Origin of the sequence: Pseudolabrys sp. (genome assembly GCF_035943735.1) — a bacterium.
Taxonomy (GTDB): domain Bacteria; phylum Pseudomonadota; class Alphaproteobacteria; order Rhizobiales; family Xanthobacteraceae; genus Pseudolabrys.
Map to the genome: position 1 here is coordinate 306,369 of NZ_DASZBV010000016.1, position 21,452 is coordinate 327,820.

A 21,452-nucleotide genomic window follows, 5' to 3' on the forward strand; every position below is an offset into this window, starting at 1 on the left:
TTTTAGTAGACATACCCACAGCGACGCGCTTTGATTGCACAGGTATTTTGGTACTCGTTGTGTTGCGTCTGTGAGGCGTCATGCGTCGGGGCTGGGACTGGAGCGTGGCACTCGCCGCCGCGGCCGTGGTGCTTTTGTGTGTGGGCGACGCGCAGGCCGGTGACGACGAAGACGCCACCACGATCCTGTTTTCCGGCCGCGACATCTGGCGCAACGGCGCCTTCACCTATGGCGGCTTCCTCACCGCGCCCGGCGGCTTCGACGACGACGGCCTGATGTTGAAGGTGCTGATGTCGGGCGGTCTCTACCGCTACAACGCCGGCGACCTCGGCGGCGAGCAGGTGGTCGGCGCGGAATGGCTGCTGCAGGTGCTGCCCGGCTGGCGCATCAAACGGCACGGCGTCGACATCAAGGTGTTCTTCGGCCCCGACATCGAGCGGCACAAACTGTGGCCCGGCGACCCCGGCAATCGCCTGCAAGGCAGCGACTTCGGGGTGCGCTTTGCGACCGAGCTCTGGTACGAGCCGACGCCGGACACGATGGTCGCCTCGGAACTGTCATTGTCCACCATCGCGACCAATATGTCCGCGCGGTTCGCCGTCGGCTGGCGCGTCTGCGAGGACATGTTCGAGGACGGCTTCTACATCGGGCCGGAGACGCAATATTTCGGCTCCGACGGATACCGGCACGTGCGCTTCGGCCTGCACATCACCGAGCTCAGGGCGGAAAATTACGAATGGTCCTGGGCGGTCGGTGTCGCGCGCGATTCCGACGGCATGGTGAGTCCGTACCTGCGGCTCGGACTTTCGATGCGGCAGTGATCAGTCGAGCGTGCGGCGGAAGCGCGTCACCGCGATGGTCATCGCCACCAGCATCAGGATGGACAGCGCGATCGCGTCGTGACGCAGGTCGCCCATCGACGACCCCTTGAGCATGATTGCGCGCGTGATGCGCAGGTAGTGCGTCAGCGGCAGCGCCTCGCCCACCCATTGCGCCCAGCGCGGCATGCCGGCGAAAGGAAACAGGAAGCCGGACAGCAGGATGTTCGGCAGGAAGAACATGATCGTCATCTGCATCGCCTGCAGCTGGTTCTGGGCGATGGTCGAGAAGGTGTAGCCGATCGACAGATTGGTGGCGATGAACAGGGTGCTGAGCGCCGCGAGCAGCGCCAGGCTGCCGACGATCGGCACGCCGAACAGCAACACGCCGATGGCGATGATCATCGAGGCCTGTACGAAGCCGACCAGGATGTAGGGAATGATCTTGCCGAGCATGATCTCGACCGGCGAGATCGGCATCGACAAAAGGTTTTCCATCGTGCCGCGTTCGATCTCCCGCGTCACCGACAACGCGGTGAAGATCAGCATGGTCATGGTGAGGATGGTGCCGACCAGCCCGGGCACGATATTGAGCTGGGTAACGGCGGCCGGGTTGTAGCGCGGATGCACGCGGATCTGGAACGGCATCGCCGAAACGGCCGGGATGTCGCGATCATGCGCGAGCGCCGTTTGCACGACCTCGCCGAGCGCGCTCAAGGCCGAGCCCGACGCCACCGGATCGGTCGCATCGGCCTCGACCAGCATCGACGGCGACTCGCCGCGCCGCACGGCGCGCTCGAAATTGGCGGGGATCTCGATGGCGAACAGCACCTGCCCGGAAGCGAGCAGGCGATCCATCTCGGCCTCGGTGTGCGGCAACTGCGTGATCTTGAAATAGCGCGTGTTCTTCAGCGCCGCCAGAATCGAACGCGACAGATCGCTCGACTCCTGCAGCAGCACGGCCGTCGGCAGGTCGCGCGGCGTGGTGTTGATGGCGTAGCCGAACAGCATCAGTTGCACCAGCGGCACCATGATGATCATGGCGAAAGACACGCGGTCGCGCTTGAGCTGGATGAACTCCTTGACCAGCACGGCGTAGGTCTTGCGCCCGAAACCGGAGCCGGGAATCCGCCGCGGCGGCGTGGCCGACATGACGCGCGTGGTCGAGGCCTCGCTCATTGGAAATTGTCCCGCGCGCGGCCCATCAGGTCGATGAACACATCCTCGAGCGACGGATGCGACGGCTTCCAGTCGAAGCCTTCGCTATGGAACGGCGCAATGGCGGCATCGAGCTTGGCGCGATCGCGCCCCGACACGTGCAGGCTGGTCCCGAACGGCGCCACCATGTCGATGCCGGGCGTGTGCGCGAGTTCGTCCGCCAGCGCCGCCAGCGCGTGGCCATCCGTGCCGCTGACGATGTAGGTCGACAGATGCGAGCCTTCAATCACGTGCTCGACGGTGCCGTGCACCATGAGCTCGCCATAAGCGATGTAAGCAATCTCGTGACAGCGCTCGGCCTCGTCCATGTAATGCGTCGAGACGAGCACGGTGAGCCCTTCGGCGGCGAGCGCGTGGATCTCGTTCCAGAAATCGCGCCGCGCCTTGGGGTCGACGCCGGCGGTCGGCTCGTCGAGCAGCAGCAATTGCGGACTCGGCAGCGTGCAGGCCCCTAACGCCAGGCGCTGCTTCCAGCCGCCGGAAAGCTCGTGCGCCAGTTGGTCCTCGCGCCCCTTCAGGCCGAGGCGCTCGATCGCCGCGCGCGCAGCTTCGCGCGGCCGCGCCAGTCCGTAGATGCGGCCGATGAATTCCAGGTTCTCGCGCACCGAGAGGTCTTCGTACAGGCTGAAACGCTGCGTCATATAGCCGACGCGCGGCTTGATCTTGTCGGTCTCGGTGCGGATGTCGAAGCCGAGACAGGTACCGGTGCCCTCGTCCGGCGTGAGCAGCCCGCAAAGCATGCGGATTGTCGTCGTCTTGCCGGACCCGTTCGGGCCAAGGAAGCCGTAGATCGTGCCACGCTTCACCTGCATCGACAGATCGCGCACCACCGCACGTCCGTCGAACTTCTTGGTCAGGCCGTGCACATCGATGACGATCTCGGACGTCATGATCCCGCTCCGCCCGGCAGCGTGACGGTGACCGGCTGGCCGACGCGGAATTTGTCCGGGTCCAGCGGATGCGCCTCGATCAGGTAGACGAGCTTCGCCCGCTCATCGAGGCTGTAGATCACCGGCGGGGTATATTCGGCGCTGCCGGAAATGAAGGTCACTTTCGCCTTCAGATCCGCAGCGCAGCCGTCGCAGGAGACCGCGACCGTCTCGCCGTATTTGATGGCGGGAACGAGCGTCTCCGGCGCGAAGAAGCGAATCTTCAAATTCTCCGGCGGCAGCAACGACAGCACGGCGCGGCCTGGCGCCACCGTCTCGCCGGGCCGGAAATAGATTTGCTGAATGGTGCCGTCGGCCGGGCTGCGCGCGGTGCGCCGCTCGAGCCGCGTCTTCGACCAATCGAGATTGGCTTTGGCCTGACGCACTGCCGCCTCGGCATCGTCGTAGGTCTTCTGCGTGCCGGCCGCGGTCTTGAGCAATTCCTTGGCGCGCGTGAACGTCTGCTGCGCGTTGACGAGCGCAGTTTCCCTCACTGCGACGTCCGCCTCCTGCAGACCGTCGTCGACGGTGAACAGGAGATCGCCTTTGTGCACGCGATCGCCTTCGCGCACCTTCAGGAGTTCGACGCGTCCCTGCTCGTCGGGACTGACGAAGACGAGGTCGGCCTCGACCCAGCCCTGCAGCACGTTCGGGTTGCTGGAATCGCAGCCGGCCAGCGCCAGCGATGCGACGACGAGGGCGGCGACGGCGGAAACTCTCATATAGCCCTCCGCGAGCCGAACAGCAGATCGACATGCGTCTTCATCATCGCGCGCACGTCGAGCGGCTCGAACCGATCGAACAATCCGCCCCAGATGATGGCTATCAGTCCGGGTGCGGCGACGAGCTGCGGAAAATCAACGAGGCCGGCGGGCACCTCGCCGCGCGCGGCGGCGCGACGCATCAGCGCGCGCACGGCGGCGATGATGCGTGAAAGCACTTCGCGATAATAGAACTCGGCGATCTGCGGGAAGCGCCGGCCTTCCGACAGGATGAGGCGGATGACGTCCTTGCGCCGCGTCTCGTAGACCTCGCGTACGAACATGTCGACGATCCGCTCGGACAGGATCGCCACGGGCACATCGACGGTGCCGAGCCCTTCGAGGATGCCGGCAATCGGCGTCAGCGTCGTACGGATCAGTTCCTGGAACAGGCTCTCCTTGTCGCGAAAGTAGAGATAGATGGTGCCCTTGGCGACGCCGGCGCGTTTTGCAACGTCGTCGAGCCGCGCCGCCTCGAAGCCGCGCGCGGCGAACTCGTCGAGCGCCGCGGCGAGAATGGCCTCGCGCCGCGCGATGCTTTGCGTCTCGCGCTTGCCGGCGCGCGCCGGTTTGGCGGCTGGCGTGGCGGCGGCGCGTGGCCGGGCCGCATCGGACGCGGACTCTCCCCGCTTCTCCGTCCGCCCTTCCCGCTTCGCTGTCGCGACCTTGCGCTTGGCCATGCGTTTTCTCGAATATGACTGACCGGTCAGTCATATTTAGCACAAGGGAGCGACTGGCGCAAGGGCGGAGGATGCCGCTGGCGTCGGAAAGCGTATGCCGGGCTGAATTGCGGAGGCCGGGGGCCTTAGCCCTTGGCGTCGCAGAAGAAGGTGCGGATGACGCAGTCCTTGGCGCCGTCGGTGTAGCAGGAGCGCAGCGCGACGTTCTGGCTGGCGCCCAGCCGCGGCCCCTTGCCCCAGCCATGGCTGCCGCAGGGGTTGGCGTAATCGACCGCCAGCGCCGCGCAGCCGCGCTTCACCGTCGCGACGACGCGGCAGCTCTCGTCCTTGCACTTGGCGAGCGCGCTCTTGCTGGCGTCCGCGATGCTGCGGAAGTCAAAAGCCTCGCCATAGGCGCCGCACTTGCCGATCGCCAGCGCGCCGGCGGCGCGTGCGGTCTGCACCGTGACGAGCATCAGCGTCGCGGTTGCTGCCAGCAAGGCGGCAACCACCAGCACGCGGGCGAACGGTCTGTAGACCTCTGCCATGAAGGCCCCTGCCCCAATTGCCGGCAAGCTGGCGTGAGTCGGGGAACCGGTTCAATGATTCGAGTCTCAAGCGCGTTCGATTTCCGCCTTGACCGCCGACAGCGACTCAGGGGTGTCGACGTCGATCAGCGCGCCTTCCCCGGCCACCGGCACTTCGACGACCGCCTCGGCATAGCTGCCGATCAGGTTGCGTGCGCCGATGTCGCCCTGCACCGCCATCAGATCGGGGAAGAAGCGGCGCGACCACACCACCGGATTGCCGCGGCGGCCGTCGATCGTCGGCGTGACAACGAGCGCGCCCTTCTCGGGATCGAAGGCGGCGATGAGCTTGTCGATAAGCGGTGCGTCGACCTGCGGCATGTCGCCGAGGCAGACAATGGCGCCGTCGGCCTCCGCCGGCACGGCGGCGATGCCGGTGCGCAATGACGAACCGAGGCCTTCGGCGTAATCGGGATTGTGCACCAAACGCACCGGCAGGCCGGCGAGCGCCGCCGCGACCTTGTCCTTCTCGTGGCCGGTGACGACGATGACCGGCGATGCGTGCGAGGCGAGCGCCTGCTCGGCCGCAATGCGCACCAGCGGCTTGCCGCCGATCTCGGCGATCAGTTTGTTGACCGCGCCCATGCGCGTCGAGCGGCCGGCGGCGAGCACGACGGCGGCGACGCGCTTGCCCTTCTCGGGCTGCGGCTCGGCGCGCGGCTGCGGCCGCGTCACGATTTCCATCAGCAGGCCGCCGACGCCCATACCGGTGATGTCCGCTCGTGTGACCGGCAGGCCGGCGAGCAACCGCATCAGGATCCAGTCGAAGCCGTTCTCCTTCGGCGAGCGCGCGCAGCCCGGCGCGCCGACCACCGGCTGCCCGGCGATGCGGCCGACCAGCATCAGGTTGCCGGGATCGACCGGCATGCCGAAATGCTCGATCTCGCCGCCGGCGGTCTCGATCGCCATCGGGATGACGTCGCGGCGGTCGGCGATGGCCGAGGCGCCGAACACGATGACAAGCTCGGCACCGGCGTCACGCACCTGCGCGATGGCGCCCGCGAGCGCCGCCTGCTCGTGCGGCACGCGCTTTTCCATGACGATGCGCGCCCCGGCCGGCGCGATGCGCGTTTCGGTGATCCTCAGCGTCTTGTCGATCACCTTGGCGGCGAGGCCCGGCAGCAGCGTCGAGACGATGCCGACTTTTTTGATCGTATAGGGCGCGACGCGGATGACCGGCTGCACGCGCACCGCCTCGGCCATCGCCTTGTCGCGTGCGCCGCCGGCGACGCCGAACGGGATGATCTTCACAGTCGCGATCATCTCGCCTTCGACCACCGGCTTGTAGGCGGCAAGCGTCGCCACCGTCACCGCCTCGTCGACGCGGTTGAGACGATCGACCGCGTCGCGATCGACCACCAGCACGCCGGCCTTTTCCGCGAACAGATTGCAGCGGCCCGTAAAGGCGCGATCGAGCCGTACGTTATCGCCGCCGATCGCGGCGGCGATGTCGGCCGCCGCCCGGTCCTCCGAGACGTCGTCCGGCTCGAGCCGCGCGACGACGATCTCCTTGACGCCGGCGGCGTTGAGCGCGGCGATTTCCTCGGCACGGATCAAGGTGCCCTTCTTGAGCACCAGATCGCCCTGGCGGATCGAATGCACCGCTGTGGCGCCGAGCGCTTCGCCGACCGGGACCGCGCCGAATTTCATGCCGCTACCGCCGCCTTGTCGCTCCTCACGCGCAGCGACTGCGTGATCTCGGCGATGATCGAGACCGCGATCTCGGCCGGCGACACCGCGCCGAGCGACAGGCCGATGGGCGCGTGGATGCGCGCAATCGCCGCATCCGGGATGCCGGCCTGCTTCAGCCGCTCGACGCGGCGGCCATGCGTCTTCTTCGAGCCGAGCGCGCCGATGTAGAAGCAGTCCCTCTGCAAGGCATGCAGCAACGCCGGATCGTCGATCTTCGGATCGTGCGTCAGCGCAACGAAGGCGGTGTAGCGGTCGATGTTCAACGGCGGCAGCGCCGTGTCCGGCCACTCGGCGAGCACCTTCACGTCAGGGAAGCGTTCGGGCGAGGCAAAGGCGGTGCGCGGATCGACGATGGTCACGTCGTAGCCGAGCAGTTGCCCCATCGGCGCCAGCGCCTGGCTGATGTGCACGGCGCCGGTGATGACGAGCCGAGGCGACGGCACGTGCACGGTGAGGAAGGCGCGGCCCTCGGCCGTCTCCTCCATGCCGCTTTTCGCCATGCGCAGACGCTTGTCGATCACGTCGGCGAGCGGATCACGGCCGATGTCGGCCGCTTTCACGATGCGTTGGGCGCCGCTCTCGACGTTGGTGACGACGACGACAGCGCGCCGCGCGTCACGCTCGGTGTTGAGGGTGTGGAGGATGTCGAGTTTCAATTGAGAACTCCCGGTTCATTCTTCCACCCTCCCCTGGAGGGGGAGGGTCGGCGAGCGAAGCGAGCCGGGGTGGGGTGAATCCTAAAAGTTCACCCCCTCCCGCCAACCTTCGCTTCGCTCAGGCTGGCGACCTCCCCCCTCCAGGGGGAGGTGAAGCGAGCAAGCTGCGATACAATCTAACTAACTTTCTCCACATAGACGCGGATGGTGCCGCCGCAGGAGAGGCCGACCTTCCAGGCGGCATCGTCGGCGACGCCGAACTCCAGCATCTTCGGCTTTCCGCTATCGATCACATCGATGGCTTCGGTCACCACCGCGCCTTCGACGCAGCCGCCCGACACCGAGCCGAGGAAGTTGCCTTCCTCATCGATGACCAGGTTGGAGCCGACCGGCCGCGGCGCCGAGCCCCAGGTCTCGACCACCGTCGCCAGCGCCACGCCGCGCCCGGCCTTGCGCCAGTCCTCGGCGGCTTTGAGGATGTCTTCGTCACGTGCGAGCATTGCAAACCTCCGCTTGTTCTCCCTCTCCCCGCAAGCGGGGAGAGGTAAGAAAGATCAGGCCACGCTCCGCAGCATCTCCTTCGGATCATGGCCCTTGACCGGCGCGCCCGCGAGCGCGCGCACCAGGTCGCTCATGGCATCGAGATTGTGGATCGGCCGCAGTTCATCAACATGCGGCAGGATCGTCCGCACCCCTTTGGCGCGGGGCTCGAAGCCCTCGAAGCGCAGGAGGGGATTGAGCCAGATCAGCCGGCGGCACGAGCGGTGCAGCCGGTCCATTTCGAATGATAGTGTATCGTCGGCATCGCGCTCAAGCCCGTCGGTGATGAGCAGCACCACCGCCCCTTGCCCCAGCACCCGCCGCGCCCAGCGCTTGTTGAATTCGGCCAGCGAGGTGGCGATGCGCGTGCCGCCGGCCCAGTCGACGACATTGGCGCCGCAGGCAGCGAGCGCCTCGTCCGGGTCGCGTTGACGGATCGAACGGGTGACGTTCGTCAGCCGGGTACCGAACAGAAAGGTGGTGACGCGCTTCTCGCGCTCGGTGACGGCGTGCAGGAAGTGCAGGAAGAGCCGCGTGTACTGGCTCATGGAGCCGGAGATATCCAGGAGCGCGACGATAGGCGGCTCCTTCTGCCGCGGCCCCATGTATTTGAGGTCGATGACGGCGCCGCCAGCCTTCATGCTGGCGCGCAGCGTCCGGCGCACGTCGATGATGTGGCCGCGCCGCGAGGACGCCAGACGCCGCGTGCGCACCAACTCGAAGGGCAGCGCCATCCGCGCAATCGCATCTTTCGCCTGCGCGACCTCGGCCGCGGTCATCTGCGCGAAGTCCTTCTTCTGCAGCACCTCGCGATCGGAGACGGTCAGCCGTGCGTCGATCTCGACCTCCTGCTCGCGCTCGCGCTGGTTGCCCGCAAACAGCGCGTCCTGGATGCGCTGCGCGCCCGCCTCCGGCGGCTTCGGTGCCGACGGCAGCGTCTCAGGCAGCATGGCGGCGAGCATCTTCTCCATCAGCCCGCGGCGGCGGAAGAAGATGCGGAAGGCCTGATCGAACAGGATAGAGTGCTCGTGCCGCTTCACGAAGACGGCGTGCAGAGTCCAATAGAAATCGTCGCGATTGCCAACCTGCGCCACCTGCACGGCTTCGACCGCATCGAGCACCGCGCCCGGCCCGACCGGCATGCCGGCCGCGCGCAGCGCGCGCGCGAAATAGAGGATGTTGTCGGCGAGTTTGCCGGCCTGTCCGACGGAAGAACTTCCATCCTGGGAAAAAGCGCGATTTCCGAAAGCGCGTTCGATTACAGCAACGATTGGATTATCCGGATCGTCGACCCAGTCCTTGGCTAGGCGATCTACAAACGAATCTGCGTCACGCGGCCAACGGCAGGCGGCAAGCATCTCTCGCTCCTGATCCAGAAGGTGCTGCAAGGCGTCGGCGTCGTAGGCATAGATCGCGCCGCTCTTGATGCTGCATTGTGCCGATAAAAAGATTTTTGCTCTTAAGCCTCGTCCGTGCAGCCTCGATGCGAGAGCGTTCACATCCATCGACAATAGGTTTTCTACTGTATTGAGGGGCAGATAACCGATCGGTATCGAAGATCCCACATCCGTGAGACTTCGAAGAATGTCTTCGTTCGTGATGTCCGATTGGTCAGGCATCGATAGGTCCAATTACTCCGCCGCCCGCAACTCCGTTTTCACCTCGTCGAGCAGCGCCTTCACCTTGCTGGTGTCGAGGCGGGCAATGTCGTCCTGATATTTCAACAGCACACCGAGCGTGTCCGACACCGTGGCCGGATCGAGCGCGACGGCGTCGAGTTCGGTGAGCGCGCCGGCCCAGTCGAGCGTCTCGGCGACGCCCGGCACCTTGAACAGATCTTCCTTGCGCAGACGCTGCACGAAGGCGACGACCTGCTCCGACAATTTCTTGGCGATGCCCGGCACCTTGGTGCGCAGGATCTTCAATTCGCGCGCGGCGTCGGGATAGCCGACCCAGTGATAGAGGCAGCGCCGTTTGAGCGCGTCGTGCACCTCGCGCGTGCGGTTCGACGTGACGACGACGATCGGCGGGTGCGGCGCCTTGACCGTGCCGAGCTCCGGCACCGTCACCTGGAAGTCGGCCAAAACTTCCAGGAGGAACGCCTCGAAGGCCTCGTCGGTGCGGTCGATCTCGTCGATCAGCAGCACGGGCGCGCCGTCCGGGTCCGGCTCCAGCGCCTGGAGGAGCGGCCGCTTGATCAGGAATCTCTCGGAGAACACGTCGTGCTCGATGCGCTCGCGGTCACCCCCGCCTTCCGCCTCGGCGAGACGGATGGCGATCATCTGCGCGCCGTAATTCCACTCGTAGACCGCGGCGGAGACGTCGAGGCCCTCGTAGCACTGGAGGCGGATTAGCTTGCGGCCGAGGCTCGCCGCCAGCACCTTGGCAATCTCGGTCTTGCCGACGCCGGCCTCGCCCTCGAGGAAGATCGGCCGCCCCATCTTCAACGCCAGATAGAGCACTGTCGCCAGCGAGCGGTCGGCGATGTAGCCCGCCTTGCCGAGCAGGTCGACGGTGGCATCGATGCTGGTGGGGAGCGGTGTAACAGACATTCCTCGGTCACCTCCGTGACACTTTATCCGAACCGGGGGCCGGCTTACATGTGGGTAGCAAAGCCGCTCCCGGCCAGCCAGGGATAGCTCCCATGTCCACCGAAACTGCCGAAAAGACCCGCGAATTCCAGACAATCGACGCCGGTGTCCGCATAGGCCACGTGCACTTGAAGGTCGCCGACCTCGATCGGGCGCTCGCCTTCTATTGCGGCGTCCTCGGCTTCGAGGTGACCACCACCCGCCCCGGGGCCGCCTTCATCTCGGCCGGCGGCTACCATCATCATATCGGGCTGAACACCTGGGAGAGCCGCGGGGGGCACCCGCCCGCCCCCGGCACCACCGGCCTTTACCACACCGCCATCCTCTACCCGACCCGGCGGCTGCTGGCCGACGCACTCAAGCGGCTGGTGATCGCCAAGATTCCGCTCGAGGGCGCCAGCGACCACGGCGTCTCCGAGGCGCTTTACCTGCGCGACCCGGACGACAATGGCGTCGAGCTCTATTGGGACCGGCCGAAGGACAAGTGGCCGCAGAAGCCGGACGGAAGCTTGCAGATGTTCACGCATCCGCTCGACCTGCACGATCTCTTAGCCGAATTGGACAAGGCGTAGGCTTGGGCACAACGCCTGCTTCACCTCTCCCATAGGGAGAGGTCGGATCGCCCATAAGCGCGTTTGCGCGCGTCTTCGACGCGCGATGGGCGATCCGGGTGAGGGGTTACAGTATTCGAGAGTCACGCCACCCTCTCCCCACAGGGGAGAGGGAGCAGACCATGCGCGCGGAGCTGCTTCAGCCGGTATCATGAGCTTCGCGCGATCAACTCCTGCAACGCCGCGCGCACGCGGGCGACGACCGGCCCCCAGGCGCGCGTCGCGTTCTGCCGGAACAGCCGCGCGCCCGGATACCACGGGCTGTCGTGGCGGTCGGTGAGCCAGCGCCAGTCCGGCGCGGTCGGCAGCAGCAGCCACAACGGCTTGCCAAGCGCGCCGGTCAGATGCGCGACGCTGGTGTCCACCGCGATGACGAGATCGAGCTGGGCGATCAGCGCCGCGGTGTCGGCGAACGTGTCGAGGTCGGTGCTGACGTCGACGATCTTCGCCGTCTGCTTGAGCACGGCCGCATCGGCGGCACGCACGTCCTTCTGCAGGCTGACGAAGGTCGCCTCGAGGTCGAATAGCGGCAGCAGCGCGTAAAGCGGGATCGAGCGGGCACGGTCGCGCTTGTGGCCGGCATTGCCCGACCAGGCGAGGCCGATGCGCGGCCGCTTGCTCCCCAGACGCGCGTCCCACGCCAACGCGCGCTCCGGCGCGTGCAGATACGGAATTTGCGCCGGGATCGACTCGAGCGTCGTGCCGAAAGCGAGCGGCAGGCTCAAGAGCGGACAATGCAGATCGAATTCGGGCAGCGCCTCGCCGCGGGCGACCACGGTCGCGACACCCGGCAGATCGCGCAGCAAATCGACGAGCGGCTTCTGCACCTCGAGCACGACGCGCGCGCCCTGCGCGGCGACCAGCGGCGCATAGCGGCAGAACTGGAGCGTGTCGCCGAGCCCCTGCTCGGCATGGAGCAAAATGGTCTTGCCGGCGAGCGGCCGGTCGCCGAGCCACAATGGCTGCGCGAACGCGCGCTGCAATTCCGGATGCGCCTTGAGCCGCCACTCGTGCGCGCGCCAGCCCTGTTCGAAATCGCCGGCGAGCAGCATCGCCTGCGCCCGGTTCCAGTACGCCTGCGCGAAAGCGGGCCTGATCGCGACGGCACGATCGAAACTGGCGCGCGCCTCGTCGATGCGGCCGAGTTCGTACAAAGTGAGGCCGCGGTTATTGCAGGCCTCGGCGTTGTGTGGATCGAGCGCCAGCGCGCGTTCGTAGCTCGCCAAGGCATCGGCCGGCCGCTGCAAGGCAATCAGCGCGAGGCCACGATTGTTGCAGGCGTCGGCGCTGTCCGGCTTCAGCCGCAGCGCCTTATCGCAGCTCGCCAGCGCCTCGTGCGCCCGGTTCAGCTCCTTGAGCGCCAGCGCGCGGTTGATGAAGGCGTCGACATGGTCGGGCTTGGCGGCGATCGCTTTGTCGCAATCGGCGAGCGACTCCTCGAAGCGCCGCAGCGCATTGAGCGCCGCGCTGCGATTGGCGAGCCCGACCGGCTCGTCCGGCCGTTGCGCCAGCGCGGCGCCGATCAGCGCCACCGCTTCCGTGTGCCGCCCCTGCTGGTGCGCGAGCACGCCGATCAGATGGAGCGCATCGAAATTGTCCGGTGCGGCGGCGAGCACCGCGCGATAGAGCGGCTCGGCGTCAATGAGCCGCCCGGCCTGATGCAGCGCGATGGCGTCGCGCAGCATGCTGGTGCAATCGACGGCAGCGGTCTGACGACTCATCGGGCGAGGATAGCACCCCGCGCGCCGGGCTGACGCTAGGCGGCGACGACCTCGGTCATCATGATGTCGAGCATGAACGAGCCGTCCGGCTCGATGGCGAAATGCGCCCGCACCTCGGCCGACGCGGCCATCTGCAACGCGCGGATAGCGCGTGCACTGACCTCGGGCGTGCGCATGCGCGCGATCCACACCGGGTAGTCCATGCGCAATTGCCAGGTGCGCTGCGCGCGGATGGCAAAGCCAGCGCCCTCCAGCGCCAATGCCCATTCGGCCAACGTGTAGTCGCGCACATGCGAGGTGTCGCGCAGCAGCTCGACCGCCTGCACATGCGTATCGTAGAGGGCATCGCCGGGCGCATAGGCGTCGATGAACACCGCCGGCGCGCCTTGCTTGAGCACCCGCCGCGCCTCGCGCACGCCGGCGACGAAATCGCGCCAGTGATGCGCCGAGTAGCGGCAGCCGAGGAGGTCGAACGTGCCGTCGGCAAACGGCAACTTCTCTGCCGGCGCTTCCTCGGTATCCAGATTGGCGAGGCCCTTCTCCGCCGCGGTCGCGCGCACCGCCGCCAGCATCTCCGCCGACAGGTCGGTCGCGGTCACGCGCCGGGCGTGCTTGGCGAGCCGATAGGCGACGTGCCCGCCGCCGCAGCCAAGGTCGAGCGCGTGCGCCGGTGCGGCCTGTCGCACCAACATCTCCAATGCATCGAGATCCTGCCCGGCGGAATGCACCGCGCTCTCGACATAAGCCTTTGCCCGCGGGCCGAACTGTTCGTCGACGACTGTCTCATGCGCGCGCGACATCGATGTGCTCCTTGCTTGCCGAAGGCACTGTCGCGCGGCGGATAGCATGGTACAATATTGTCGTTTATCCTGGTATAAGCATTGCCATGGAGCGGCCCATGACCGATCCCGACAGCCTCCCGGACCGCCGCCGCCTGCTCGGTGACTTCGTGCGCGCGCATCGCGAGAGCCTGGCGCCGGAAGCCGTCGCCGGGCGGCGTCGCACGCCCGGCCTGCGCCGTGAGGAGCTCGCCGCCAGGGCCGGCATCAGTCCCACCTGGTGCACGTGGATTGAACAGGGTCGCGACGTGCAGGTGTCCGGCCATGCATTGAGCCGGCTTGCCCGCGCGCTGGCACTGACGCGCGCCGAGCGGGCCTATCTGTTCGAACTCGCCGACCGTCGCGATCCGGAAGCGCCCGTGCCGGCCGAGATTGCAGACGCGCCCGCCTCGCTGCAGGCCGCCGTCGCCGCGGTGACGCATCCCGCCTACGGGCTCGACCGCCTCTGGAACGCCTGCTGCTGGAACCCGGCGGCCGAGCGTCTGTTCGTCGGCTGGCTCACCGAGGGCTGCCAGCGCAATCTGCTCCGGTACGTCTTCATCGAGCCGACGGCGCGCAAGCTCGTGCGCAACTGGAAGGACCGCGCCCGGCGCCTGCTCGCCGAGTTCCGCGCCGATTACAGCCGTGGCCTCAACGATCCGCGCCTGCGCGAGATGGTCGAGGGCTTGCGCCGCGACAGCGCGTTCTTCGAAGCCGAATGGAACGCGCAGACCGTGCTCGGCCGCGAAGGCGGGCTGCGCGGCTTCACGCATCCCGAGGACGGGGCCCTCGCCTACCGGCAATACAGCTATAGCCCCGCAGACCGGCCCGACACAAAGTTCGTCTTGCTGGTTCCCGCGGCGCAGGGCGCGTGATCACGGGGAGACTTTGTTAATCGCTGCCGTCCTAATCTCGACGATCCCGGGGACACAGCCATTTCAGCATTTCGATGACACGCGGGCTTGGAACAATCAGAGCGCTCGGCGAAAGGTTCACGGACGTGGACCCCGCCTCGCATGAGGAGACCGCCGCCGCCGTGGCACGGCTCACCGCCTTGGTCGAGGCGCAGGCCCGCACCATCCGCAACCACGAAGCGGCGATGGCGCGCAGTCGCGACATCTTCGAGCGCGCTTCCGCCGCGGCGCGGCTCGGCCTGTGGGAGTGCGACCTCACGAACGAGACGCTGCAATGGTCGGGCGGCACCTACGACATGTTCGCTATTCCGCGCGACACACCGCTCAGGCGCAACCAGACCCTCATCCGTTACCCGGCGGCATCGCTGAAGACACTCAATACGATCCGCAGCCGAGCCATCGCCGAAGGCAGCGGCTTCAATCTCGACACCGCCATCGTGACGCCGAACGGCGGCGAGCGCTGGATCCGCATCACCGCGACGGTCGAGTGCGCGGGCGAGAGGCCGACCCGGCTGTTCGGGCTGAAGCAGGATATCACCGAGGAGCGACGACGCTCCGAGCGCACCCGCTATCTCGCCGAGTTCGACGAACTGACCGGACTCGCCAACCGCAACCAGTTCCAGGCGCGGCTGGCGCGGGCCTGCGGCGAGGATGGCGCCCCTGATACGGGCGGCACGCTGCTGCTCATCGACCTCGACGGCTTCAAGGAGATCAACGATTCGCTCGGTCATACCGCCGGCGACGAGTGCCTGAAGGAAGCCGCGCAGCGTCTTGCCGCCGTCTGCGCCGACGCTGGGAGCGTCGCCCGCGTCGGCGGCGATGAATTCGCCGTGCTGCTCGCGCCGTGCGCGGGCGCCGGCACGCCGGTGCTGCTCGCCAAACAGTTCATCGCGGCGATGCGCCGCCCGATCCGTTGCGGCTGGCAGCGCTGCCAGATCGGCGCCTCGATCGGGCTTGCGCAGATCGCCGGCTGCTGCGCGCGCGACGCCTTCAAGCGCGCCGACGCGGCGCTCTACGCGGCAAAAGCCGCCGGCCGCAACACGTTGCGCTGGTTCGATCCGCAGCAGATGCGCTTCTAGCGCCGCCTTACCGGCCAATCACGTTCCGAAGAAACGCTGCTGGTTTGTCCATTCGGCGATGTCGTTGGCCTTGATCCACTCGGCCAGCTCGTCGTGCCGCACCAGCCAGGCGTCGGCATGACCGCGGATATATTTCAAGATCCGGTCGAGCTGCGCCGCCATCAACGGCCGGCCGCCGAAGTGGCAATGCAAGGTGATGTTGAGGAACGAGGTCGGCTCGTTGGCGTAGAGATAGTCGAACGTGTCCTTGTACACATCGAACCAGTCGCGCGGATTGCCGCGCAGCACGCGATGGTCGGCGAAGTCGGAATGCGGCAGCGCCACCAGCGTGCCCTTTTTCGTTTTCACGCAGAACGGCAGATCGATGTGGTTATAGTCGCCGTACCAGAGGAAGCCGGCCTCGGCGATCAGCTCTTCGGTGTGCGCCGTCGGCGCCAGCACCGGACTGAGCCAGCCTTTCGGCGGCGCGCCGGTCATCTTCCTGAACACGCCGGCGCACTTCTCGATGATCGCGCGCTCTTCCTCCGGCGACAGATACGCCATCAGCGCATCCTGCGTGTATGAGTGGGCGGCGATCTCGTGTCCCGTCTTCAGCATGCAATCGACGGCTGCGGGCGCCCGCTCCATCGCATAGGCGTTGGCGACGAAGGTCGCCGGCACCTGGTTGTGGTTGAGGATCTTGAGCAGCCGCCACACGCCGCGCTCGCTGCCGTACCAGCCCCAGGTCATCGCTGCCCGATCGTGCGTGCCGGGCTTGAGCGACGTGGTCTGCACCGAGAACGGCGGCCCCTTGTCACCCGACCAGTTCTCCATCAGGCACGTGACCGCGACGGCGATGCGCGCGCCATTTGGCCATGTGAAACCCTTCGATGACGCGGGTGCTGACATGATCGATCCTCTGTCGCGGGCCTGAATAGCGTGAGACCTGCGGCTGATGCGGTCATTACGCATCGAAGTCAATATGCAAATCCGGCGAGCGGTCATGCCTGCGGCGTCGATTTGGCGCTCGATTCCCGTAACGCGGCCCGCTAGCATCCCGCACCATCGATCAAAGGCGGGCGGAAGTCCCGCCGCACTCACAACAGAACGGATGGGGAGGAATGACCATGGATCGCCGCCAATTCATTGCGTTGTCTGTGGCCGGCGCCGCCGCGCCCCTGCTGCGGGCCGGCAGCGCTTTCGCCGACACGAAATATCCGGCAGGCAACATACGCCTGCTCGTGCCTTACGCGGCCGGCGGCGTGGTCGATGCGGTCGCGCGCAACTGGGCGGAACGCATGCGTCAGCCGCTCGGCACTTTGGTGGTCGAAAATCAGGGCGGTGGCGGCGGCACGATCGGCGCCGCCACCGTCGCGCGTGCCAAGCCGGACGGCTACACGCTCCTGTTCGGCGATACGAGCTGCCAGATCATCGCGCCCTATCTGATGCTGCGTCCGCCTTACGACCCGACCAAGGACTTCACCCCGATTTCGATGATCGCCACCTCGTCGACGGCGATCGTGGTGCATCCAAGCGTGCCGGCGACCAATCTCGCCGCGTTCGTCAAGTACGCGAAGGAACATCAGGACAAGCTCTCCTACGGCTCGGCCGGCACCGGCACGGTCACGCATCTCGCCGGCGAACTGTTCAAGCAGCTCATCGGCGCGCCGAAGATCCTGCACGTGCCTTATCGCGGCGCCGGTCCCGGCCTGATCGATCTGGTCGCCGGCGTGCTGCCGATGATGACGCCCAACGTCACAAGCCAGGTGCTCGCCTTCCATCGCGCCGGCAAGGTGCGCATCCTCGCGGTCTGCGCGCCGCAGCGGCTGAAAGCCGCGCCCGAAATCCCGGCGGCGACCGAAAGCCTGCCGGGCATGGTGGTGCAGCTGACCTGCGGAGTGCTGGGACCGGCCGGTCTGCCACAGCCGGTCGTCGATCAGATCGCCGGCATCACCGCGAAGGTGGTGCAGGACCCCGGCTTCAATCAGGCGCTCGGCGCGGCCGGGCTGGAGGCGCGCTCGGACGCCAGCCCGACCGGCGCACGCGAATTCCTCGTCGCCGAACGCAAGCACCTGCTGCCGATCATCGCGGCGGCCGGCCTGAAACCGCAGTAGGACACTTCATGACGCAACTGACGCTCGACGCCGCCAACCGCATCATTGCCGCGATCATCGCGCGCGGCGTCGAGCTGCAATGCCGGCCGCTCGCCGTCATCGTCGTCGAACCGGGCTGCGTCGTGAAGGCCTTCCAGAAGGAGGACGGCTGCTCGATGGCGCGCTTCGAGATGGCCTACGGCAAGGCCTACGCCGCGCTAGCGCTCGGCCGCAATTCGAGCCTCGTGCGCATCCGCAACGAGGAGAAGCCCGCCTTCATGCAGTATCTGTTCGCCGCCACCGACCACAAGATCTTCCCGGAAGGCGGCGGCATGCTGATCCGCTCGGCGAGCGGCGACGCGATCGGCGCCGTCGGCGTCACCGGCGACACCGAAGAACAGGACGAGGAACTGGCGGCGCTCGGCATCCGCACCGCCGGCTTCAAGACCGACGAGGACTGCGCCGGCATGGGCCGCAAAGTGAACGTCCGCCGGACCAAATAACCTCACCAAATAAAAACGACGCGCGGCCGCGAGACCGCGCGTCGTCGATTTCGCGGGCGTTGCGCTTACGCCGTCGCCTTGGCGACCGCCCGGCGCGCCATCACGCCGACGAGATGCGCGCGATATTCCGCCGAGGCGTGGATGTCGCTGTTCATGCCGCTCGCCGGAATGGTCAAGCCCTCGAGCGACTTCGGCGAGAAGCGCTTCTTCAATGCCTCCTCGAACGAAGTGACGCGGAACACGCCGCTCGAGCCGGCGCCGGTGACCGCGACGCGGATCTCCGAGCCGCGCTTCGACACGAACACGCCGACGAGCGCGAAGCCGGAGGCCGGATGCTTGAACTTCTCGTAGGCCGCCTTCTTGGCGATCGGGAAGCTCACTTTGGTGATGATCTCGCCGTCTTCCAGCGCGGTCGAGAACATGCCGGTAAAGAAATCGTCGGCGGCGATGCGGCGCTTATTGGTGATGACCGTCGCGCCCAGACCGAGCAATGCCGCCGGATAGTCGGCGTTCGGATCGTTGTTGGCGATCGAGCCGCCGATGGTGCCGCGGTTGCGCACCTGCGGATCGCCGACCGAGCCCGGCACCGAGGCGAGCGCCGGCATCGCTTCCCTGAGCACGTCGGATTTGGCGACGTCGGCATGCCGCGACATGGCGCCGATCACCACCGAGCGGCCCTTGAGTTCGACGCCGCTCAGACCCTCGACCTGCGACAGGTCGACGAGCGCGGAGGGTTGCGCCAGCCGCTGCTTCATCACCGGCAGCAGCGAGTGCCCGCCGGCGAGCAGCTTTGCTTCCGGATTGCGCGACAGAAGGCCGGCCGCCTGGCGGACCGTGGTCGGACGATGGAACGTGAAATTGTACATTGCTGTCTCCCGTAAATCCTTTAAGCCGCCTGTCGCGGAGTCGCGTGTTGCAACGCCGACCACACCGCCTGCGCGGTGGCCGGCATTGCCAGTTGTTCGGTACCGATAGCGTCGGTGATCGCGTTGATGACCGCCGCCGGCGCGGCGATTGCGCCCGCCTCGCCGCAGCCCTTGATGCCGAGCGGATTGGACGGCGACTTGGTCTCCGTCGTCTCCACCTTGAACGACGGCAGGTCGTGCGCGTGCGGCATGGCGTAGTCCATAAATGAGCCGGACACGAGCTGGCCGTCCTTGTCGTAGACGACGCCCTCGAGCAGCGCCTGGCCGACGCCCTGCGCGATGCCGCCATGCACCTGACCCTCGACGATCATCGGATTGATCACGGTGCCGAAGTCGTCGACCGCGGTCCAGTTGACGATCTCGGTCTTGCCGGTGTCGCGGTCGATCTCGACCTCGCAGATGTGGCAGCCGGCCGGGAAGGTGAAATTGGTCGGATCGTAGAAGGAGGTCTCTTTCAGCCCCGGCTCCAGGTCCTGACCGGAGAACTTGTGCGCGATATAGGCATTGAGCGCGACGTCGCCGAAGGCCGCCGACCTGTCGGTGCCGGCGACGGTGAACTTGCCGTCCTTGAACTCGATGTCGCCTTCGGCCGCCTCGAGCATGTACGCGGCGACCTTCTTCGCCTTCGCTTCGATCTTGTCGAGCGCCTTGACGATCGCCGACATGCCGACCGCGCCGGAGCGCGAGCCGTAGGTGCCCATGCCGAACTGCACCTTGTCGGTGTCGCCGTGCACGATCGAAACGTTGTCGAATGGAATACCGAGCCGCTCGGACACAAGTTGAGCGAAGGTCGTCTCGTGCCCCTGCCCGTGCGCGTGCGAACCGGTCAGCACCTCGACCGAGCCGGTCGGGTTGACGCGCACTTCCGCGCTCTCCCACAGGCCGACGCCGGCGCCGAGCGAGCCGACCGCCTGCGACGGCGCGATGCCGCAAGCCTCGATGTAGGTCGAGTAGCCCAGGCCCCGCAGTTTGCCGTGGCGCGCACTCTCGCGCTTGCGCTTGCCGAAGCCCTTCACGTCGGCGAGCTCCAGCGCCTTTTTTAGCGAGGCGCTATAGTCGCCCGCGTCGTAGGCCATGATCACCGGCGTCTGGTGCGGGAAGGATTTGATGAAGTTGCGTTTGCGCAGGTCGACGGGATCGAGGCCCATCTCGCGCGCCGCGACTTCGACCAGCCGTTCGACGACGAAGGTCGCCTCCGGCCGCCCGGCGCCGCGATAGGCATCGACCGGCACGGTGTTGGTGTAGACCGCGTCGACCTCGCAGTAAATGTGCGGGATGTCGTACTGGCCCGACAACAAAGTCGCGTAGAGATAGGTCGGCACCGACGACGAGAAGGTCGACATGTAGGCGCCGAGATTAGCGATCGTGTGCGCGCGCAGCGCCAGGATCTTGCCGTTGAGATCGAGCGCCAGCTCGGCCTGTGTGACGTGGTCGCGGCCGTGCGCATCGGTGACAAAGGCTTCCGACCGCTCCGCCGTCCACTTCACCGGCCGCTCGATCTTGCGCGCCGCCCACAGGCAGACGACTTCCTCCGGGTAGATGAAGATCTTGGAGCCAAAGCCGCCGCCGACGTCCGGCGCGATGACGCGCAATTTGTGCTCGGGCGTGATGCCGACGAAGGCCGAGATCACGAGCCGCGCCACGTGCGGGTTCTGCGACGTGTTCCACAAGGTCAGGTGATCGTTGCCGGCATCGTATTCGGCGAGTGCGGCGCGCGGCTCGATCGCGTTCGGCGCCAGCCGGTTGTTGACGATGGCGAGCCTTGTGACGTGCTGGGCGGTGGCGAAGGCCGCCTCGGTGGCCTTGGCATCGCCAAGCGACCATTCGTAGATCGTATTCTTCGGCGCGATATCGTGGATCTGCGGTCCGCTCTTGGCCTGCGCCGGATCGACGACCGCGGGCAGCACCTCGTAGGCGACCGTCACCTTCTCGGCCGCGTCCCGCGCCTGCGCGCGCGTCTCGGCGACCACCACCGCGACCGCATCGCCGACGTGATTGACCGTGCCCGCCGCGAGCGCCGGATGCGGCGCCATCTTCATCGGCGTGCCGTCTTTCGAATGGATCATCCAGCCGCAGATGAGGTTGCCGATCTTGTCGGCGGCGAGATCGGCGCCGGTGAGCACGGCGAGCACACCGGGCATCTTTTTCGCCTCGGCGGCGTCGATGCTCTTGATGCGTGCACGCGCGTGCGGCGAGCGCACGAAGACGGCGCGGGTCTCGCCCGGCCGGACCACATCGTCGGTGTACTGGCCCTTACCCGTAACGAAGCGGAGGTCTTCCTTCCGGCGCACCGCCGCGCCGATGCCGGTCGCGCTCATGGCGGTCTCCTCCCAGTTGACTGTTCTTTTCCGTCGTCC

Annotated in this window: 21 protein-coding genes; 6 read left to right on the forward strand and 15 right to left on the reverse strand. The window is 66.8% G+C overall.

What is annotated here, in order from left to right; genetic code table 11:
• The first annotated feature begins 80 nt into the window (after positions 1–80).
• Positions 81–821, forward strand: coding sequence for a cellulose biosynthesis protein BcsS (bcsS, locus tag VGV41_RS09805; RefSeq protein WP_326863628.1), 741 nt, complete (start codon positions 81–83; stop codon positions 819–821).
• Here the strand turns inward: bcsS and VGV41_RS09810 are convergent, their stop codons facing one another.
• From VGV41_RS09810 to VGV41_RS09855, 10 genes are all read right to left on the reverse strand, one after another.
• The gene (locus VGV41_RS09810; RefSeq protein WP_326863908.1) at positions 822–1,970 is read right to left on the reverse strand and encodes an ABC transporter permease; all 1,149 of its coding nucleotides are present in this window, start codon (positions 1,968–1,970) and stop codon (positions 822–824) included.
• Between the two features lie 23 nt (positions 1,971–1,993).
• On the reverse strand, positions 1,994–2,926 hold the full coding sequence (locus tag VGV41_RS09815; protein ID WP_326863629.1) for an ABC transporter ATP-binding protein: 933 nt from the start codon (positions 2,924–2,926) through the stop codon (positions 1,994–1,996).
• Positions 2,923–3,687, reverse strand: a complete 765-nt coding sequence (locus VGV41_RS09820; protein ID WP_326863630.1) for an efflux RND transporter periplasmic adaptor subunit — start codon at positions 3,685–3,687, stop codon at positions 2,923–2,925. Before VGV41_RS09820 ends, VGV41_RS09815 begins: the two co-directional genes overlap by 4 nt.
• Complete coding sequence (locus VGV41_RS09825; protein ID WP_326863631.1) at positions 3,684–4,406, reverse strand: helix-turn-helix domain-containing protein; 723 nt, start codon at positions 4,404–4,406, stop codon at positions 3,684–3,686. The genes VGV41_RS09820 and VGV41_RS09825 overlap by 4 nt, the downstream gene beginning before the upstream one ends.
• A gap of 125 nt (positions 4,407–4,531) precedes the next feature.
• Positions 4,532–4,933: a DUF4189 domain-containing protein gene (locus VGV41_RS09830; RefSeq protein ID WP_326863633.1), complete on the reverse strand. Its 402-nt coding sequence runs from the start codon at positions 4,931–4,933 to the stop codon at positions 4,532–4,534.
• A 66-nt stretch (positions 4,934–4,999) separates the two neighbouring features.
• Positions 5,000–6,622, reverse strand: a complete 1,623-nt coding sequence (locus VGV41_RS09835; protein ID WP_326863634.1) for a molybdopterin-binding/glycosyltransferase family 2 protein — start codon at positions 6,620–6,622, stop codon at positions 5,000–5,002.
• Positions 6,619–7,320, reverse strand: coding sequence for an XdhC family protein (locus tag VGV41_RS09840; RefSeq protein WP_326863635.1), 702 nt, complete (start codon positions 7,318–7,320; stop codon positions 6,619–6,621). The genes VGV41_RS09835 and VGV41_RS09840 overlap by 4 nt, the downstream gene beginning before the upstream one ends.
• A gap of 176 nt (positions 7,321–7,496) precedes the next feature.
• Positions 7,497–7,820 (reverse strand): XdhC family protein, encoded by a 324-nt coding sequence (locus VGV41_RS09845; protein WP_326863636.1) that lies wholly within the window; start codon positions 7,818–7,820, stop codon positions 7,497–7,499.
• 54 nt (positions 7,821–7,874) lie between these two features.
• The gene (locus tag VGV41_RS09850; RefSeq protein WP_326863637.1) at positions 7,875–9,218 is read right to left on the reverse strand and encodes a VWA domain-containing protein; all 1,344 of its coding nucleotides are present in this window, start codon (positions 9,216–9,218) and stop codon (positions 7,875–7,877) included.
• A gap of 273 nt (positions 9,219–9,491) precedes the next feature.
• Positions 9,492–10,412 carry a MoxR family ATPase gene (locus VGV41_RS09855; protein ID WP_326863638.1) on the reverse strand — a complete coding sequence of 307 codons (921 nt, stop codon included), beginning with the start codon at positions 10,410–10,412 and terminating at the stop codon, positions 9,492–9,494.
• Between the two features lie 92 nt (positions 10,413–10,504).
• On the opposite strand from VGV41_RS09855, the gene VGV41_RS09860 reads away from it, so the two are divergent.
• Positions 10,505–11,023 carry a VOC family protein gene (locus VGV41_RS09860; protein WP_326863639.1) on the forward strand — a complete coding sequence of 173 codons (519 nt, stop codon included), beginning with the start codon at positions 10,505–10,507 and terminating at the stop codon, positions 11,021–11,023.
• Between the two features lie 188 nt (positions 11,024–11,211).
• Here the strand turns inward: VGV41_RS09860 and VGV41_RS09865 are convergent, their stop codons facing one another.
• Together VGV41_RS09865 and VGV41_RS09870 are read right to left on the reverse strand one after the other, a co-directional pair.
• The gene (locus tag VGV41_RS09865) at positions 11,212–12,783 is read right to left on the reverse strand and encodes a tetratricopeptide repeat protein (RefSeq protein ID WP_326863640.1); all 1,572 of its coding nucleotides are present in this window, start codon (positions 12,781–12,783) and stop codon (positions 11,212–11,214) included.
• 35 nt (positions 12,784–12,818) lie between these two features.
• The gene (locus VGV41_RS09870) at positions 12,819–13,583 is read right to left on the reverse strand and encodes a class I SAM-dependent methyltransferase (protein WP_326863641.1); all 765 of its coding nucleotides are present in this window, start codon (positions 13,581–13,583) and stop codon (positions 12,819–12,821) included.
• 98 nt (positions 13,584–13,681) lie between these two features.
• Between VGV41_RS09870 and VGV41_RS09875 the strand changes: the two genes are divergently transcribed.
• Positions 13,682–14,476 (forward strand): helix-turn-helix transcriptional regulator, encoded by a 795-nt coding sequence (locus tag VGV41_RS09875; protein ID WP_326863642.1) that lies wholly within the window; start codon positions 13,682–13,684, stop codon positions 14,474–14,476.
• 161 nt (positions 14,477–14,637) lie between these two features.
• On the forward strand, positions 14,638–15,594 hold the full coding sequence (locus tag VGV41_RS09880; protein WP_326863643.1) for a sensor domain-containing diguanylate cyclase: 957 nt from the start codon (positions 14,638–14,640) through the stop codon (positions 15,592–15,594).
• Between the two features lie 18 nt (positions 15,595–15,612).
• Here VGV41_RS09880 and VGV41_RS09885 read toward each other — a convergent pair whose 3' ends face one another.
• Positions 15,613–16,482, reverse strand: coding sequence for a polysaccharide deacetylase family protein (locus tag VGV41_RS09885; RefSeq protein WP_326863644.1), 870 nt, complete (start codon positions 16,480–16,482; stop codon positions 15,613–15,615).
• Between the two features lie 218 nt (positions 16,483–16,700).
• Between VGV41_RS09885 and VGV41_RS09890 the strand changes: the two genes are divergently transcribed.
• Complete coding sequence (locus tag VGV41_RS09890; RefSeq protein WP_326863645.1) at positions 16,701–17,687, forward strand: tripartite tricarboxylate transporter substrate binding protein; 987 nt, start codon at positions 16,701–16,703, stop codon at positions 17,685–17,687.
• Positions 17,688–17,695: 8 nt separating this feature from the next.
• On the forward strand, positions 17,696–18,169 hold the full coding sequence (locus VGV41_RS09895; protein WP_326863646.1) for a GlcG/HbpS family heme-binding protein: 474 nt from the start codon (positions 17,696–17,698) through the stop codon (positions 18,167–18,169).
• 65 nt (positions 18,170–18,234) lie between these two features.
• Here VGV41_RS09895 and VGV41_RS09900 read toward each other — a convergent pair whose 3' ends face one another.
• Complete coding sequence (locus tag VGV41_RS09900) at positions 18,235–19,035, reverse strand: xanthine dehydrogenase family protein subunit M (RefSeq protein ID WP_326863647.1); 801 nt, start codon at positions 19,033–19,035, stop codon at positions 18,235–18,237.
• A gap of 20 nt (positions 19,036–19,055) precedes the next feature.
• Entirely contained in the window at positions 19,056–21,413 is a 2,358-nt protein-coding gene (locus tag VGV41_RS09905; protein ID WP_326863648.1) for a xanthine dehydrogenase family protein molybdopterin-binding subunit, read from the reverse strand.
• Positions 21,414–21,452 lie beyond the last annotated feature (39 nt).